This window comes from Thalassolituus pacificus (assembly GCF_025318105.1).
In the GTDB taxonomy this organism is placed as follows: domain Bacteria; phylum Pseudomonadota; class Gammaproteobacteria; order Pseudomonadales; family Oceanobacteraceae; genus Venatoribacter; species Venatoribacter pacificus.
Genome location: NZ_JAOANI010000012.1, coordinates 182,933 through 197,754, shown reverse-complemented (window position 1 = coordinate 197,754; position 14,822 = coordinate 182,933). Strand labels below are relative to the sequence as shown.

General features: G+C 53.8%; 13 protein-coding genes. 7 read left to right on the top strand and 6 right to left on the bottom strand.

From position 1 onward, the window contains the following. Positions 1-28 precede the first annotated feature (28 nt). Complete coding sequence (locus NYR02_RS03890; RefSeq protein WP_260975082.1) at positions 29-997, bottom strand: class 1 fructose-bisphosphatase; 969 nt, start codon at positions 995-997, stop codon at positions 29-31. A gap of 226 nt (positions 998-1,223) precedes the next feature. Between NYR02_RS03890 and mpl the strand changes: the two genes are divergently transcribed. The 6 genes from mpl to NYR02_RS03860 all read left to right on the top strand — a co-directional run bounded on the left by mpl (position 1,224) and on the right by NYR02_RS03860 (position 8,480). Then, positions 1,224-2,642: a UDP-N-acetylmuramate:L-alanyl-gamma-D-glutamyl-meso-diaminopimelate ligase gene (gene mpl, locus NYR02_RS03885; protein ID WP_260975081.1), complete on the top strand. Its 1,419-nt coding sequence runs from the start codon at positions 1,224-1,226 to the stop codon at positions 2,640-2,642. Further along, a complete protein-coding gene (locus NYR02_RS03880; RefSeq protein ID WP_260975080.1) occupies positions 2,639-3,256 on the top strand; it encodes a flavin prenyltransferase UbiX in 618 nt (205 codons plus the stop codon). Before mpl ends, NYR02_RS03880 begins: the two co-directional genes overlap by 4 nt. A 90-nt stretch (positions 3,257-3,346) precedes the next feature. After that, positions 3,347-3,781, top strand: coding sequence for a PA3694 family proteiin (locus NYR02_RS03875; protein WP_260975079.1), 435 nt, complete (start codon positions 3,347-3,349; stop codon positions 3,779-3,781). A 26-nt stretch (positions 3,782-3,807) separates the two neighbouring features. Then, on the top strand, positions 3,808-6,336 hold the full coding sequence (locus NYR02_RS03870) for a thrombospondin type 3 repeat-containing protein (protein WP_260975078.1): 2,529 nt from the start codon (positions 3,808-3,810) through the stop codon (positions 6,334-6,336). 148 nt (positions 6,337-6,484) lie between these two features. Further along, a complete protein-coding gene (locus tag NYR02_RS03865) occupies positions 6,485-7,912 on the top strand; it encodes a YfaP family protein (protein WP_260975077.1) in 1,428 nt (475 codons plus the stop codon). A gap of 319 nt (positions 7,913-8,231) precedes the next feature. Continuing rightward, positions 8,232-8,480, top strand: coding sequence for a DUF2175 domain-containing protein (locus NYR02_RS03860; protein ID WP_260975076.1), 249 nt, complete (start codon positions 8,232-8,234; stop codon positions 8,478-8,480). A gap of 11 nt (positions 8,481-8,491) precedes the next feature. On the opposite strand, the gene NYR02_RS03855 is transcribed toward NYR02_RS03860, so the two are convergent. After that, positions 8,492-10,114, bottom strand: coding sequence for a methyl-accepting chemotaxis protein (locus NYR02_RS03855; protein WP_260975075.1), 1,623 nt, complete (start codon positions 10,112-10,114; stop codon positions 8,492-8,494). A gap of 267 nt (positions 10,115-10,381) precedes the next feature. Continuing rightward, complete coding sequence (locus NYR02_RS03850; protein ID WP_260975074.1) at positions 10,382-11,125, bottom strand: glutathione peroxidase; 744 nt, start codon at positions 11,123-11,125, stop codon at positions 10,382-10,384. A gap of 193 nt (positions 11,126-11,318) precedes the next feature. On the opposite strand from NYR02_RS03850, the gene NYR02_RS03845 reads away from it, so the two are divergent. After that, positions 11,319-11,690, top strand: a complete 372-nt coding sequence (locus NYR02_RS03845) for a hypothetical protein (protein ID WP_260975073.1) — start codon at positions 11,319-11,321, stop codon at positions 11,688-11,690. A gap of 84 nt (positions 11,691-11,774) precedes the next feature. Here the strand turns inward: NYR02_RS03845 and NYR02_RS03840 are convergent, their stop codons facing one another. From NYR02_RS03840 to NYR02_RS03830, 3 genes are all read right to left on the bottom strand, one after another. Then, entirely contained in the window at positions 11,775-12,317 is a 543-nt protein-coding gene (locus tag NYR02_RS03840; RefSeq protein ID WP_260975072.1) for a YbhB/YbcL family Raf kinase inhibitor-like protein, read from the bottom strand. Positions 12,318-12,397: 80 nt separating this feature from the next. Beyond that, positions 12,398-13,267 (bottom strand): helix-turn-helix transcriptional regulator, encoded by an 870-nt coding sequence (locus NYR02_RS03835; RefSeq protein ID WP_260975071.1) that lies wholly within the window; start codon positions 13,265-13,267, stop codon positions 12,398-12,400. Positions 13,268-13,403: 136 nt separating this feature from the next. Then, positions 13,404-14,774 (bottom strand): OmpP1/FadL family transporter, encoded by a 1,371-nt coding sequence (locus NYR02_RS03830; RefSeq protein WP_260975070.1) that lies wholly within the window; start codon positions 14,772-14,774, stop codon positions 13,404-13,406. Positions 14,775-14,822 lie beyond the last annotated feature (48 nt).

Sequence of the window (14,822 nt, the reverse complement as noted above, 5' to 3'; positions counted from 1 at the left end):
GTGCTCTCGCACGTCAAGCCCATCAGGTTCAGGCGTGGTAGCGGATAACGGTTTCCACTTCGTCGGCCGATCCCATAACGACGGATACACGCTGGTGAATACTGGTCGGTTCAACGGCGACAATGTCTTCAAAAGCCGTGGAAGCCTTACCGCCGGCCTGTTCGATCAGCATGCTCATCGGATTGCCTTCATACATCAGGCGCAGTTTGCCAGGCTTCTGTGGCTCGCGGCTGTCGTAAGGGTACATAAAGATGCCACCACGGGTCAGGATGCGATGAATTTCGGCCACCATTGAAGCAATCCAGCGCATGTTATAACGCTTGCCCAGCGGACCTTCCTCACCCGCCAGCAGATCTGCAACATAGTTCTGCATTTGCGGCAGCCAGAAACGCTGGTTCGACATATTGATGGCGAATTCTTTGGTGGTGGCCGGAACCTTTACATGTTCGCGTTGCAGGAAAAATTCGCCAACACGTGGATCCAGGGTAAAGGTGTGGGTGCCGTTACCGGTGGTCAGTACCAGCAGTGTTGATGGGCCATACAGTACATAACCGGCGGCAACCTGTTGCTTGCCGCTTTGCAGGTAGGTGGACTCATGGGTAGCGTCGTCGTTGGCGGACGCTTTCAGCACCGAGAAAATGGTGCCGACGGTCACGTTAACATCAATATTGGATGAACCATCGAGAGGGTCGAACAACACCAGGAATTCACCATCCGGGTTGCAGGCCACCGGATCCGCTTCTTCTTCACTGGCCATGCCTTTGACTTCCGGCATGCCCTTCAGGCAGTACTTGATCAGATCGTTGGAGATAACGTCGAGCTTTTTCTGGCACTCACCCTGAACATTTTCCTGCTCGGCACTGCCCAGTACGCCGGCCAGAGAGCCCATGTGTAAACGGTAGGCAATATCTTTACAGGCCACCATCAATCCGTCGATGACGGCCACCAGTGCCTGATCATCGCAGTGGTGGTCTAAAAAAGTCCGTAAGCGCTGCATCTTGTCTTCCCCAAAGGTCGGAATCTGTTCAAATTGCGGCGCATACTACCTTAATTACCACCGGATTTCAGCGCTGCTGTCAGGAAAAGCCGGCCGGAGTGGGAGGAATCGTACGTAAATCATCGCCGTTGCCGGATGCTTTAGCGCAGAACAGGCCTTGGTGCTTGGGTACGGAGAGCGTTATCAGTACACTAGCGCGGTTATTCATCCAAAAGCGGTAGAAAGCATGCGTCTGCACATTCTCGGTATTTGCGGCACCTTTATGGGCTCTCTGGCACAACTGGCCAAACAGCTCGGACATGAGGTTTCCGGCAGTGATGCCGGCGTTTATCCGCCGATGAGTGATCAGCTCGAAGCCGCTGGCATTGTGCTCTGTGAAGGCTTTGATCCGGCCAATATTCCCGCCGATACCGATCTGGTGATTATTGGCAATGCCATGTCGCGCGGTAACCCATCGGTGGAGCATGTACTTAATCGTGGTCTGGCGTATATGTCCGGCCCGCAATGGCTGGGGCAGTATGTGCTGCGTGGCCGCTGGGTCGCGGCGGTATCCGGCACCCACGGCAAAACCACAACCAGCAGTATGCTGGCCTGGATTCTCGAATACGCCGGTATGAAGCCGGGGTTTCTGATTGGCGGTGTACCGCAGAATTTCTCCGTGTCAGCGCGCCTGGGTGAATCCCCCTTTTTTGTTATTGAAGCCGACGAATACGACACCGCGTTTTTTGATAAGCGCTCCAAATTTGTTCATTACCAGCCGCGTACGCTGATTATGAACAACCTTGAATTTGACCACGCCGATATTTTCCCCGATTTGGCAGCGATAGAACGTCAGTTCCATCATCTGGTGCGTACCGTTCCGGCCAATGGCCAGATTGTTCTGCCCGCAGGCGAGGAAGCGCTCGAACGCGTTCTGGCACAGGGCTGCTGGACGCCGGTGGTGCGTTTCAGTGAGCAGGACGACGCCGACTGGCAATGGCGTCTGGATGCGGCGGATGCCTCGGTGTTCAGTCTGCGTAACGTTGCCGGGGTGAGCGAGGCCGGGGTGAGCGGAGCCGGCGACCAGTCTGCCCAGGTGCGTTGGAATCTGACTGGTCTGCACAACGTCAGCAACGCCATTGCTGCCATGCTGGCCGCCCGCCATATGGGCGTAACGCCAGAAATCGCCGCGGCGGCTTTGAGCGAGTTTGCGTCGGTTAAACGCCGTATGGAGCTGGTGGGCGACGATAACGGCATCAAAATTTACGATGACTTTGCCCATCACCCAACCGCCATTGCCACCACGCTGGAAGGTGCCCGCGCGCGTCTGCAGCAGGAAAATCCGCAGGGCCGGATTCTGGCTGTGCTGGAACCCCGCTCCAACACCATGAAGCTGGGGGTGCATAAATCTGAGCTGGCGGCTTCCGTCGATGCGGCCGATCTGGCGTTCTGGTTTCAGCCCGACAATATCGACTGGTCACTGGCCGATGTTGCCTCTGCCAGCCGCATTGCCGGACAGAGTTTTATTGATCATCAGACCTTAATTGATGCCGTCTTGGCAGAAGCCCGCGCCGGAGACCGCATTGTGGTGATGTCGAACGGCAGCTTCGCCGGCATGCCACGTAAATTACTGGCAGCTTTGCAGCAGCGGGGAGCAAGGGTATGAGTTCGCGTATTTGTGTCGCCATTACCGGTGCGTCCGGCAGTCTGTATGCCTTGCGTTTAATTGAAGTTTTGCTGGCTGCGGGCGAGCAGGTGGATGTTATTGTGTCGAAGGCCGCGCAGCTGGTATTTGCCACCGAAACACCACTGGCCCTGCCAGGTAATCCGGCCGCTCAGGCAACGTTTTTACAACAGTATTTTCAGGTAGACGGGCAACGATTACGGGTGTTTGGCCGCGAAGACTGGATGGCTCCCTGGGCCTCGGGTTCCGGTCAGCCAGGACCATTGGTTATTTGCCCGTGTTCTACCGGAACGCTGTCGGCCATCGCCACCGGAGCCAGTAATAATCTGATCGAACGGGCGGCGGATGTGGCGTTAAAAGAACGGCGCAAGCTGGTTCTGGTACCGCGTGAAACGCCGTATTCAGAAATTCATTTGCAGAATATGCTGACTCTTACCCGCATGGGGGCCGTCATTCTGCCGGCCAGTCCGGGCTTTTATCATGAGCCGCAGAGCATTCAGGATTTAATCGATTTTATTGTCGCGCGTATTCTTAATCAGTTAGGCATCGAACAACAGCTGATGCCGGCCTGGGGCAAGGATAACGTGCCGCAGTAGTGGCATGATTGGATATATCTGTGCGCGCTGTGCGTCTGCCGCCGCGACACATATCACAAGAGTTAATTATCAGTAATTGGGGAAGTACGTATGAACGAGCAACAACCAGCGGCACAGGATGTGGATTACCCGAAGTGGATTGGTGTGGGTTTTATCGCCGGTATTATTATCGCTGTGCTGGCGCTGGAATATTACGGCTATATCACTCACCCGTCCGAACAGGACAGTGCGGTGGTTGATGAGTTTCGCCTGCTAGCCATTACGCCGGAAAACGACCTGAAAATATCCCAGAAAGATTCCGGTAAAACCGCCTTCTGTGTCGGTGGCTATCTGTTACTGCGCCCGGATAATGGCAAAGAAGTTGCCGGTATTCTGGTGGATGAAAAAAACCGTGGTATTCATTGCCGTCACAGTATGAATGCCCAGCCCGACCGTGACTCTTCTGACCATAATGCGGACAGCGATAACACAGCCGTCAGCGGTGGTGAAGCAGCCCCGGCAGAGACAGGCAGCACGGCTAAATAATAAAAATAATACTCAGCAGATAAATTATGCATTCTCTTTTCTCACCTTCTTTTGTGCGGGCCTGTTCTTTTATGCAGGCCAGCGCGCGTCATTTGCTCTGCGCCTCGTTTTTATTCAGCGCCGCGTTAGGCAGCAGCTCCAGCCTTGCGGCACTGAATGATATTGATAACGACGGCATTGCCGATCAACTCGATACTGACCGCGATGGCGACGGCGTATCCAACTTCCTCGAACAGGCTGCCGGCAGTAATCCGGATGTGGCCGACCAGACCGATGTCGATGATGATGGTATTCCCGATGCTATTGATGACGACTGGGATAACGATGGGGTGGTTAACCGCAAAGATGATTTCCCGCAGGATGGCAGTGAGTGGCTGGATACTGACCGTGACGGTGTCGGAGATAATGCTGACCGCGATATAGACAACGACGGTATCCGCAACGACCTCGAAGTGCAGCTGAATTACGATCCGCGTGACAGCCGCTCGACACCGGTTGACCGCGATGGTGATGGCTGGCCAGACCTGCTCGACACCGATATGGATAACGACGGTGTAGACAATGCCGACGATGCTTTCCCGCTGAATGCCAAAGAATGGGCTGATCTGGATGGCGATGGTATTGGCGACAACGCCGACCCCGATCTGGATAACGACGGTGTCAGCAACGAGCTGGAATTACAGGCCGGTACCGATCCGCGTGATCGTAACTCGGTACCGCCAGATCTCGACCGTGACGGTATTCCGGATGTTCTCGACGACGATATGGACGGCGATGGCGTGGCCAACGCGCGCGATCAGTATCCGCAGGATGCGCGTGAATCGGCCGACACTGACGGCGACGGTGTGCCGGATAATCAGGATGTCGATGCGGATGGCGATGGCATTCCCAATGTATTCGAAATGCATCTGGGCACCGACCCGCTGGATGCTTCGAGCAAACCGGCCGACGCTGACAACGACTCTATGCCCGACACCTTTGATACCGACCGCGACGGCGACGGTACCGAAAACCGCTTTGATGCATTTCCGGATGACCCGCAGGAGTGGCGTGATACGGATGGTGATGGCATCGGTGATAACGCCGACCCCGACCGCGACAACGATGGTTTCAGTAATGATATTGAACAACAGGCCGGCAGCGACGACCTCGACCCGCTGAATAAACCGGCGGATCTGGATCAGGACGGTATTGCCGATGTGATTGATCCTGATATCGATGGCGATGCCATTGCCAATGAGCTGGATGCTTTCCCTCTCGACCGTTCAGAGTGGGCCGACTTTGACGGCGATGGTATCGGCGATAACAGCGATACCGATCAGGATAACGATGGCATCGATAACGAATACGAACGCACGCTGGGCTTTAACCCGATGGATGCGGCGAGCGTGCCATTCGACCTCGATGGTGATGGTGTTCCTGACACCCTCGATAGCGACCTTGATGGCGACACCATCGGCAATGCGATGGATATCTTTCCCGCAGATCCGTCCGAATGGTTTGATCTTGACGGAGATGGCATTGGCGATAACAGCGATCCGGACCGCGACGGCGATGGTATCCGCAACGATCATGAACTGTTGGCCGGTACCGATCCGGCGGATGCCGCCTCGGTGCCTGCTGATCTTGATGGTGACCGTCTGCCGGATGTTATCGATGATGATATCGACGGAGATAGCCACCTGAATGAGGCCGATGCTTTTCCGCGTAATCCGCGAGAATGGGCCGACCTCGACGGCGATGGCACGGGCGATAACAGCGACAGCGATATCGACGGCGACGGCATCCGCAACGACTGGGAAGTACAGTTAAACTTCGACCCGCGGGATGCGCAAAGCACACCAGCCGATCTCGACGATGATGGGATTCCTGATGTGCTCGATACGGATATCGATGGCGATGATGTGGCTAACGCCGACGATGCTTTCCCGCGCGATGTCAGCGAATGGGCCGACCTTGACGGTGATGGCATCGGCGATAACAGCGATGATGATATTGACGGCGACGGCATCAGTAATGATTACGAAGTGGCGATGAATACCGACCCGCGCGATGCGCAAAGCACGCCGGCCGATCTTGATCGTGATGGCATCCCCGATGCGCTGGACGACGACCGGGATGGCGATGGTCATCCTAACGATGCGGATGTCTTCCCGGATGACCCCAGCGAGTGGGCGGATCTGGACGGTGATGGTATCGGCGATAACCGTGACCCGGACCGCGACGGCGATGGTTATACCAACAGCGTTGAGCAACAGGAAGGTACGGACGAATGGTCTGCGACCAGCTTCCCTGACCATGAGCCACCGGTGCTCGACTATGTGCGCTGGTCTGCGACGGAGCCAACGCTGGTGCAGGGCATGGCCTATGACGATGGCATGGGACTGGCGCGTATCTGGTTGCAAAGCCCGGCCGGAGATATCTGCGAAGGTGAAATTATTTACACCGGCCACTTCCGGGTGCCCTGTGCGCTGAAAGCAAACAGCGTACGCTGGCAGCTGCTGGCGGAAGATAAAGCAGGCAATATTACCCGGCTTGATATGCCGATGCCGTAAATATAAGCAGTCAGCACCCGATCATTGGGCTGTGTCAAAGAATGGGAAGAACCAGTTGTTTTTTTGCACATATTCCTTAACATCTGGCTGCTGATTTATTCTCAAACACAAGGACGTATCTATGTACTATCAGAAACATCTTCTGACGTTGGCTGTTGCTGCCTCATTGGTTGCCTGCGGTGGTAGTGGCGGAGGCTCATCCTCTTCGGATCGTAAGCCAGATCCGGTTGCGGTTAGTGAGGGCAACCTTTCACAAGCGGTTCAGATTCAGGGTGCTGTTCCTGTACAAACCACCATCCCGGAAAATCTGACTCCGATAAGTCTGTCGAATAGTGAGCGGGTGGTTGTATCGGCGAACTCATCTTTTTCACTGAATCTGTCTACTCCGTCAGTGGCGGGAAAAAATGTTGCCGGGTATCTGATTGAGTTTCCGGATGGTACACAACAGTTTATCCGCGCAGCACAGCCTTCAGCGTTAGCGGCAAATGTACAGGCGGCTTATGCTGAGCCCGCTAAAAAGCAGTCTGTTTCTGCAACGAAGAGCAAATCTGTAAAGCGGATTTCTCAGGCGTATTCTCCGGCACTTGCTGAAGCTCCGCGCAGTGGAGAAACCACACTGACCATTTCCGGCTGGGGTAATGGAAGTTTTGTTTTGGATCAGAGTCTGGAAAATCTGACTCTGAGAATTCTGCCCCTGCTGGTGAATGAGAGTGTTGCTAATATCGCTGAGCTGACATTTGCACAAATTCTGGCTGCCGACGGGTTTGATATGTCGATGGTGCAGGAATTGGCTTTGGCTGTTGAAGCCGTTGCAACCAGTACGGTTCAGATTTCACTGACCTGGGATACAGAAACGGATATTGACCTGTATGTATTGGAGCCAGGTTTTGAAACTCAGGCAGCTTATGAATATGATGAAGATGCAGATTATGTAGTTTCTTATTTTAACTCTATATCAGAAACATCTTTGGGCTGGCTGGATCGTGATAATACCGAAGCTTATGGTCCGGAAAACATTACGTTTAATTATCAGATGCCAGCGGGCGAATATCAGGTTGCAGTGAACTATTTCAGCGGCGAACCTGAAACTAACTACACGGTAACAATAACGATTGGTGATAATGAGCCTGTTATCCGTAAAGGTACTTTTATCGCGGGAGCAGATAACAGCGGTGACCTGAGTGATGATGCTGGCACTGATGTTGTTTATACATTCACCGTTGATGGTACGCTCAACAGTCAGCTGACGCCTAAGATTCCGTTATCGCAATATCGGGGGGTATGGCAGCTTCCTGCAGAGTCTTCTATGCGGGGTTATTTCAAGATCGAAGATGATGGCTTGCTGTTTTACGGCATCGATGACGGTGAAACTGAAGGTACTGCGAATTGTGAGTCTTACGGAAAAGTTGAAATGGGCTTCTTACCTACCGGTTTCCGTGTCGATGGTGGCTTACAGGTCAGCGACGCTTTCATCTCTGGTGAAAATAATTATACCTATGCCTACCGTACGTTAATGCAAGTCAGTGACAGCGCCATTGAGGGCTGCAGCATTTCGCAAGGCGAAGAGTTACTTTAATAAACTAGGCTCTGCTGTTTGTGAGTCCTGAATGAGACGGCTGCCTTTGGCAGCCGTTTTTTTTGATTATTTAAGCCACCTATTGGTGATTACATTCAGCGTAGCCTGCTGATCAGACAAAATTGACAAGAGCATGCTCTGTGACGATGACATAGACAGTCTGCTCTTGCAGATAGCATTCGTTGTTATTTCTTATACAAAACGGAAAAAATTAATGAATGACATTTAAGTCATAATATTGAATCGTTAAAAATTGTACATGCAGGTGCTTGTTGTACAACTTTTATTAGAATAGAGCGCATCGTCAAAGGAAATTGTTATGTCGCTCAATTGTGTATTTTGCAGTAAGCCGGTGTTTGGTTTGGGTGGGCTCACCGTGCCGCTGAAAGGACCCGCTCATCAGCTTTGTTTTCAGGCCTTTAATGTCCTGAAGCGAACGTTTCAGAAGCTGGATATTACTGAGCTGAACGATGACGAGTTACGCGATCTTAAGGATCTGGTGCTGGCGGAAGAAAACGATCGCCGCCGCCGGAATGAACCTGGCGGCGATGATATTGAGCTGTTTTAAACCGGCTTGGCTTACAGCCTGAATTTTAACAGCAATGCATTAAGCTGCTCTGCCAGCCGCGCCAGTTCCTGGCTTGACGCGTTGGTCTGATTGGCCCCGGCCGATGTCTGGAAGGACAGATCGCGGATAGCGACCAGATTCTTATCAACCTCACGGGCAACCATCGCCTGTTCTTCTGCCGCGCTGGCAATGTTGAGGTTCTGCTCATTGATCTGACTGATCAAACCGGTGATTTCTCCTAATGATGTCCCTGCTTCGTTGGCCATTTTCAGGGTGCTCATGGCCCAGCGATTGCTGTTTTCCGTATTGACCACGGCGGCGTCGGTTGCTGTTTGTACCGTCTGAATCATGCGTTCGATTTCTTTGGTGGATTCCTGGGTGCGGTGTGCCAGTGCCCGTACCTCGTCTGCAACTACGGCAAAACCACGACCGGACTCACCGGCACGCGCCGCTTCAATGGCGGCATTCAGTGCCAGCAAGTTGGTCTGTTCAGCAATGGAGCGAATCACATCAATGACCTGGCCAATGTCTTTTACATTGCCTGCCAGTGCAGAAATACCGTCGGCGGTATTGCCGATTTCTCCGGCGAGCTGATCAATGGTGCGGATGGTTTCATTTAAAGTATTCTGCCCCTGACGGGCTTTGTCATTGACCTGTTCGGAATTGGACGAGGTCGTGCTGGCACTGTTGGCAACTTCATCCACAGCCACGGTCAGTTCATTAACGGCCGTCGCCGCCTGCTCCAGTTGTGCGCTTTGTTGGTGGACAATTTCACTGGACTCGTTAGTGACCACACTGAGTTCTTCTGAGGTCGTGGATAACTGCTGCGACGAATCGGCAATATGATTCAGCGTGCTGCGTAACTGATCCTGCATCTGGTGCATGGCGGCCATCATATCGGCGGCTTCATCGCGACCATGATCGCTGATGCTCTGGCTCAGGTCGCCACTGGCGATGCGTTGTGCGGCCCTGACGGCTTTATCCAGCGGTGCGACAATACTGTTGCTGAACAGGCTGGCGAGAATAACCACAGCGAGCAGGGCGGCGGCAATGGCGATGTAGATAGCCATGCTGGAGGTGCTGTAGGAAGCGGCGGCCGTTTCGGCAGCCTTGGCAGCGACTTCGCCTTCATAATGGGCCAGATCATTCAACCCATCGGTAATACCAATACTCAGAGCATCAATATGCTGTACGCGGAATTTGCGGATGGCTTCCGGATCTGCGTCGGCCATCATACCCAGCAGTTGTTGCACACGCAGGTCGTACTCGTTTTTATCGCTGACGATGGCCTGTAATTTTTGCTTCGATTCCGGCGTATTGACGCGATTTTTCATATCCGCTTCGGCGGCTTTATAGCTGGCTGTGACTTCTGCCAGACGCTGGCTGAATTGTTTACTTTGTTCTTTGGTTTTGCTGTTAACCAGGTTAACCGCATAGAGACGGGTATAAAGGAAGTCGCGACGCATTTCACCAATGCCTTCGACCTTAGGTAAGGACTCTTTACCGAGCATATTAACGCTGTTATTCAGTCGGCTGAGCTGCTGAACAGAAAATAGCCCGAGCATTAACGTAATCAGTCCGAGCAGACCAAAAAAAAGCATCGCACGCTGGGCGACGCGCATATTTCTTAACATTGTGTTCTCCATTTTCTGACAGGTAAGCCGTTCATGCCGTGGCTGTTGGAATTAATAGATTGGCTGAACAGTAGAAGGTGAGAATCTAATAATAGATTACTTTTTAATAGTTGCCTGATTGTTCAGGTCAAGGTGTTGAGCTGATACTGAAATTGCGTGAAATCGCAGAAAAGGGGATTAAGCCTGTGCCAATATCTGCAGGTTCAGCACGGGCTTAATCGGGTGATAAGCGGTTGAAACTATGTGTGTGGTTGCCGCCAATCGGCGTTATTCAGCGCTGGCCAGATACTGCTCCAGTTCGTCGCTGCCACCGATTAAACGGCCGCCGATAAATACCTGAGGAACGGTTTCCCGGCCACTCATCGCGCGCAGGGTGGTGATGGTGGCATCGCGTCCGACCAGGACTTCTTCATAGTTCAGACCTTTGGCGGCTAACGATTTTTTCGCTTTGGCACAGAAAGGACAGCCAGGTTTGGTGAACAGCGCAATGGATTCCGGCAGGCGTGCCGCGGCGTTGATATAGCGAATCATGGTATCGGCATCCGACACTTCAAACGGGTCGCCTGGCTTGTTGGGCTCGATAAACATTTTTTCTACCACGCCGTCTTTTACCAGCATGCTGTAGCGCCAGCTGCGTTTGCCAAAGCCCAGATTGCTCTTATCGACCAGCATGCCCATGCCTTCGGTAAATTCGCCATTCCCATCGGCAATCATACGGATGTTGGCGGCTTCCTGATCACTGGCCCAGGCATTCATAACAAAGGTGTCGTTCACACTGACGCAGACAATCTCGTCAACGCCGTTGGCTTTAAATACGCCAGCCAGTTCGTTGTAGCGTGGCAGGTGCGTACTGGAGCAGGTGGGGGTAAAGGCGCCGGGTAATGAGAATAAAACGACGGTACGGCCGTTGAATACTTCGTCGCTGCTGAGATTTACCCAGCCTTCACCAACCCGCATGGGCCAACTGACGGAGGGAACGCGCTGACCTTCTTTACTGGTTAATTCTGTCATAAGTACTTCCTTGGTTAAGTGGGCAGAAAGGATTGAGTATGGCGTATGTCTTGCGGCTTTTCCCGGTCTCGCCCAGATGGCGCAGACCTCTGCTGATCTGGGGCAGATTATTGACCGCTAATGCTTGTCATCGGCCCGTGGCCGTAATGTGTATAATTGCCCCCCTTTTAGATGCGAGCTGCCGGAGAGTGTGATGTTGATTGAAAATACCTCGGATCTGATTGTCCGTTTGGAGCAGCGCCAGTTACCTTCAGGCATCAATGTCGATCTGGCTGCCTTACAGAATGGTACGGTGCTGGCCATCAGCGCGGATGCGTTAGCCTTGTATCGTTCGTTCGACGCGGTGGGGGATGCGTTAGGTAACGGTTTGATTGCCAGCGTGACTCTGCCGCACACCTTACCGGCAGAGAACGACCGCTTGGTACTGGAACACCGCGCCGGTTATGTCGGGCTGGCGGGCGGTTTTGTGCTGCTGATTACGCTGAACGACGTGCAGTTGTTCGGCAGCAAAGAGGATGCGCTGCGTAACCGTAATGAAATAGCGCGTTTGTCACTGGCGCACTGAATAACGCGCTTGTGTCAGGGCCTGTTTAATGAGAGTGAACAGGCCCTAAGAACCTGCCGCCGGGTAGCGGCAGGTTATCCGTCATTACGGACGCTGGTACAACGCTTCCAGCGTGGTTTTTGCCAGAGCATGGCCATTCAGATAGTACCCCACCAACGCGCCGGAGCTGTCTGGTGCCAGATCCAGTTTCTCTGTATTTAAGGCAAACACGGTGAACTGATAGCGGTGAGCCTTATCGCCTTTGGGCGGGCAGGCGCCACCAAAGCCTGGCACGCCGTAATCGGTGCGGCTTTCGACGCTGCCATCTGGCATAGCCTGGCCGCTGGCACCGGTTTTCAGACTGGTGACATCCGCCGGAATATTAAAGGCCAGCCAGTGCCACCAACCACTGCCGGTCGGTGCGTCCGGATCATAGGCGGTAATCGCAAAGCTTTTGGTGCCCTCTGGTGCGCCTGTCCAGCTCAGCTGTGGTGACAGGTTTTCTCCCTCACAACCAAAACCGTTGAACTCCTGAGCTTTGGACATGCTCTTGCCAGCGCGGATATCGGTGCTTTGCAGGCGGAAATCAGCCAGTGCGGCCTGGCTCCAGAGGGCCGCAGCGGACAGCAGTATTAACATGGATTTCATCGTATTCTCCTTTTGACTCACGGTTAAGCGGTTGCTTGAGTGCCTTAAAGCTTACGTTACGACAGCGTCTGGAGTACGCCTTAAACGGTCAAGGTTAAGCCTGAAACCGTCGTTTGCCGGATCAACGTTTCTGGGTCCTGGCTCTGGCGTAATTCTCCCGGACTGGTACCGAAACGTTCACGGAAACGTTCACTGAAGCGCGAGGCAGAACGGTAACCACAGGCATCGGCAACTTGCTGCACACTGAGGCTGGTGGTTTGCAGCAGATTCAGTCCCTGCGTCAGCCGCAGTTGGCTGAGCAGGTCGCGAAAACTGCGTTGTTCGTCAGACAGCTTGCGCCGCAGAGTGGATTCGCTCACGGCTAAGCGTTGGCAGACCTCGGCAATCTGCCAGTCGTGGCTGAGGTCTTCGCTGACAACGGTTTGCACACGGCGGCTTAATTGCTGTTGCAGGCCGCTGCGCAATTCGGCGCTGTAACCCAGTTCGATCAGACGCTGAGTGATCTCACGGCGCCGGGCCTGCAGCAGCTGTTGTGGGTCAGACAGTTGTGGCTGTAACTGCAGCCACTGCTGCATCAGGGTCAGCAGCAGTGGATCTGAGTGAAAATTTTGCAGTTCGCGACTCACCGGTCCCCGCCCCAGTGGCAGCAAATCGTCGGCCGGTAAACTGATCACCCAGGCCAGATACTGGCAATGTTCATCGGGTTGATTGGTAAAGGTGAGTTCGCAGCCTGCGGGAATCAGCAGCATGCGTCCGGCGGGTAACTGTTGTGGCGGATGAGCGGCGGGGTGTAATTGTTTTTCGCCCTGCAGGATCAGCATCAGACACGGGTCGGTAAAGGGGACACGGCGCAGGCTTTGCGGCAGACGGGTGCGAAAGGGCAGGATAAGGCCATTCGTGCTTTCAACCGGTTGCAGCGACAGACTGCGTAAGTGGGCAATAAGTGACATGGGATATTCGCGTTCGGCGGATGAGTTTTCAGCATAACCAAGGTTGCTGTTCAGCCCAAGCGGGGGCGTGGCGGCAGAATAAAAAAACGGGCGCCTGGCGCCCGTTCTGATACTTCATTTTGTCTTTGTTTGACGGTTACAGCGCCCAGCGCAGACCGGCAGCGAAGGAGTTTACTTCGGTTGTCACTTCACCATGCAGACGCGCACCGGCCGTTGCCAGATCATTCTGATCAATATCGCGTTTCTGCGTCATGGTGTGCTGGTAGCCCACATCCAGCGTCATGGCTTCGGTCAGAACGTAGCTCATACCCAGAGAAATGGCTTTGTAATCGTCAAAGGCAAAATCGATTTTCGTTTTGTCTTTGTCGATGGGGGTCATATCGAGAGCAAAACCGCCGCGCAGGGTCAGTTGCGGATTCAGCTGATAGTTGGCACCCAGCGCAAAACGCTGTGACTCGTTCCAGTCGTAAACCTGAGGCGCAGAGGCAAGAGCCGCGACGGTACTGTTTCTGCTTTCTACCTGCAGCTTGTCGAAGCGTGACCATTTGGTCCAGGATGCATCCGCCTGCAGCGACAGATTACCGAGCTGGTGGAAGTAACTGATATTGGCCGTTTCCGGGGTTACAAACTGTACGCGACCATCGGCTTTGGTGCTTTCAAGACCGGCCAGGTTGGTGAACGTTTCGGCGGCGGCTGGGAATTCGACGGTCGCGCTGCCGGTCAGTTCGTGGGCAATACGTGTGCGGTAGTTCAGGCCCAGGCGGCTGTGCGGAGTGAACTCGACCAGGGCGCCAAGGTTAAAGCCAAAGGCGGTGTTGTGACCTTCCATCACAAAGGTGCCATCGTAGGTTGTGCTGCCCAGGTTCGCCGGATCAATGCCAAGGCTTCCACAGGTGGCGGCATCCAGTTCACCCAAACAGAGTGCTGCGGTATTAATGGCCACCGCGGTTTTCGCATTCATATACTGCGCAATAATACTGCCGCCAATGCTGACTTTTTCGTGCACACGAAATGCCAGGGACAGACCGGCATCGATACCGGTGATCTCGCTTTCGGTGGTCTGGTAACGGGCGATGGAATCATCACCAAAGTCGGTTCCGGTGGCGTACGGAGCGTTAATAAAAGCACCGGCTGAGAAGCCTTCGCTCAGGTTGCGGACAAAATACAGCGTCGGCAGAAAATCGAGGTTATCGGCTTCGGCATCGTCGCCGCTAACAGGGACACTGCCATCACCGGTTTCAGCGCTGCCTTTTAATTCAGAACGAACAGAAATAGCGGCCACGTTGATGGCCAGTTCATCACGCACCAGCAGCATCGCCGCCGGGCTGTAGTAAGCGGCAGAGGCGTCGCTGGCCGACGCAGCACCACCGGAGAAGGCATCCCCTAAGCGCAAGGCAGACTGTTCGTCGACATAGTAGCCCTGAGCAAAAGCCGGGTTAATGGCCAGTAAAGCGCCCAGTCCGGCACAGGTGGCCGCGATGGTTTTAGCAAGGGGTTGGCGTTTCATGTTCGTCTCCATCCAATATTGGTCTTCTTATTAGTAATGCAATATCGG

What these genes read in the sequence shown, in the direction of transcription:
- NYR02_RS03890 (WP_260975082.1), bottom strand. Translation starts at nt 997, where the DNA reads ATGCAGCGCTTACGGACTTTTTTAGACCACCACTGCGATGATCAGGCA.
- mpl (WP_260975081.1), top strand. Translation starts at nt 1,224, where the DNA reads ATGCGTCTGCACATTCTCGGTATTTGCGGCACCTTTATGGGCTCTCTG.
- NYR02_RS03880 (WP_260975080.1), top strand. Translation starts at nt 2,639, where the DNA reads ATGAGTTCGCGTATTTGTGTCGCCATTACCGGTGCGTCCGGCAGTCTG.
- NYR02_RS03875 (WP_260975079.1), top strand. Translation starts at nt 3,347, where the DNA reads ATGAACGAGCAACAACCAGCGGCACAGGATGTGGATTACCCGAAGTGG.
- NYR02_RS03870 (WP_260975078.1), top strand. Translation starts at nt 3,808, where the DNA reads ATGCATTCTCTTTTCTCACCTTCTTTTGTGCGGGCCTGTTCTTTTATG.
- NYR02_RS03860 (WP_260975076.1), top strand. Translation starts at nt 8,232, where the DNA reads ATGTCGCTCAATTGTGTATTTTGCAGTAAGCCGGTGTTTGGTTTGGGT.
- NYR02_RS03855 (WP_260975075.1), bottom strand. Translation starts at nt 10,114, where the DNA reads ATGTTAAGAAATATGCGCGTCGCCCAGCGTGCGATGCTTTTTTTTGGT.
- NYR02_RS03850 (WP_260975074.1), bottom strand. Translation starts at nt 11,125, where the DNA reads ATGACAGAATTAACCAGTAAAGAAGGTCAGCGCGTTCCCTCCGTCAGT.
- NYR02_RS03845 (WP_260975073.1), top strand. Translation starts at nt 11,319, where the DNA reads ATGTTGATTGAAAATACCTCGGATCTGATTGTCCGTTTGGAGCAGCGC.
- NYR02_RS03840 (WP_260975072.1), bottom strand. Translation starts at nt 12,317, where the DNA reads ATGAAATCCATGTTAATACTGCTGTCCGCTGCGGCCCTCTGGAGCCAG.
- NYR02_RS03835 (WP_260975071.1), bottom strand. Translation starts at nt 13,267, where the DNA reads ATGTCACTTATTGCCCACTTACGCAGTCTGTCGCTGCAACCGGTTGAA.
- NYR02_RS03830 (WP_260975070.1), bottom strand. Translation starts at nt 14,774, where the DNA reads ATGAAACGCCAACCCCTTGCTAAAACCATCGCGGCCACCTGTGCCGGA.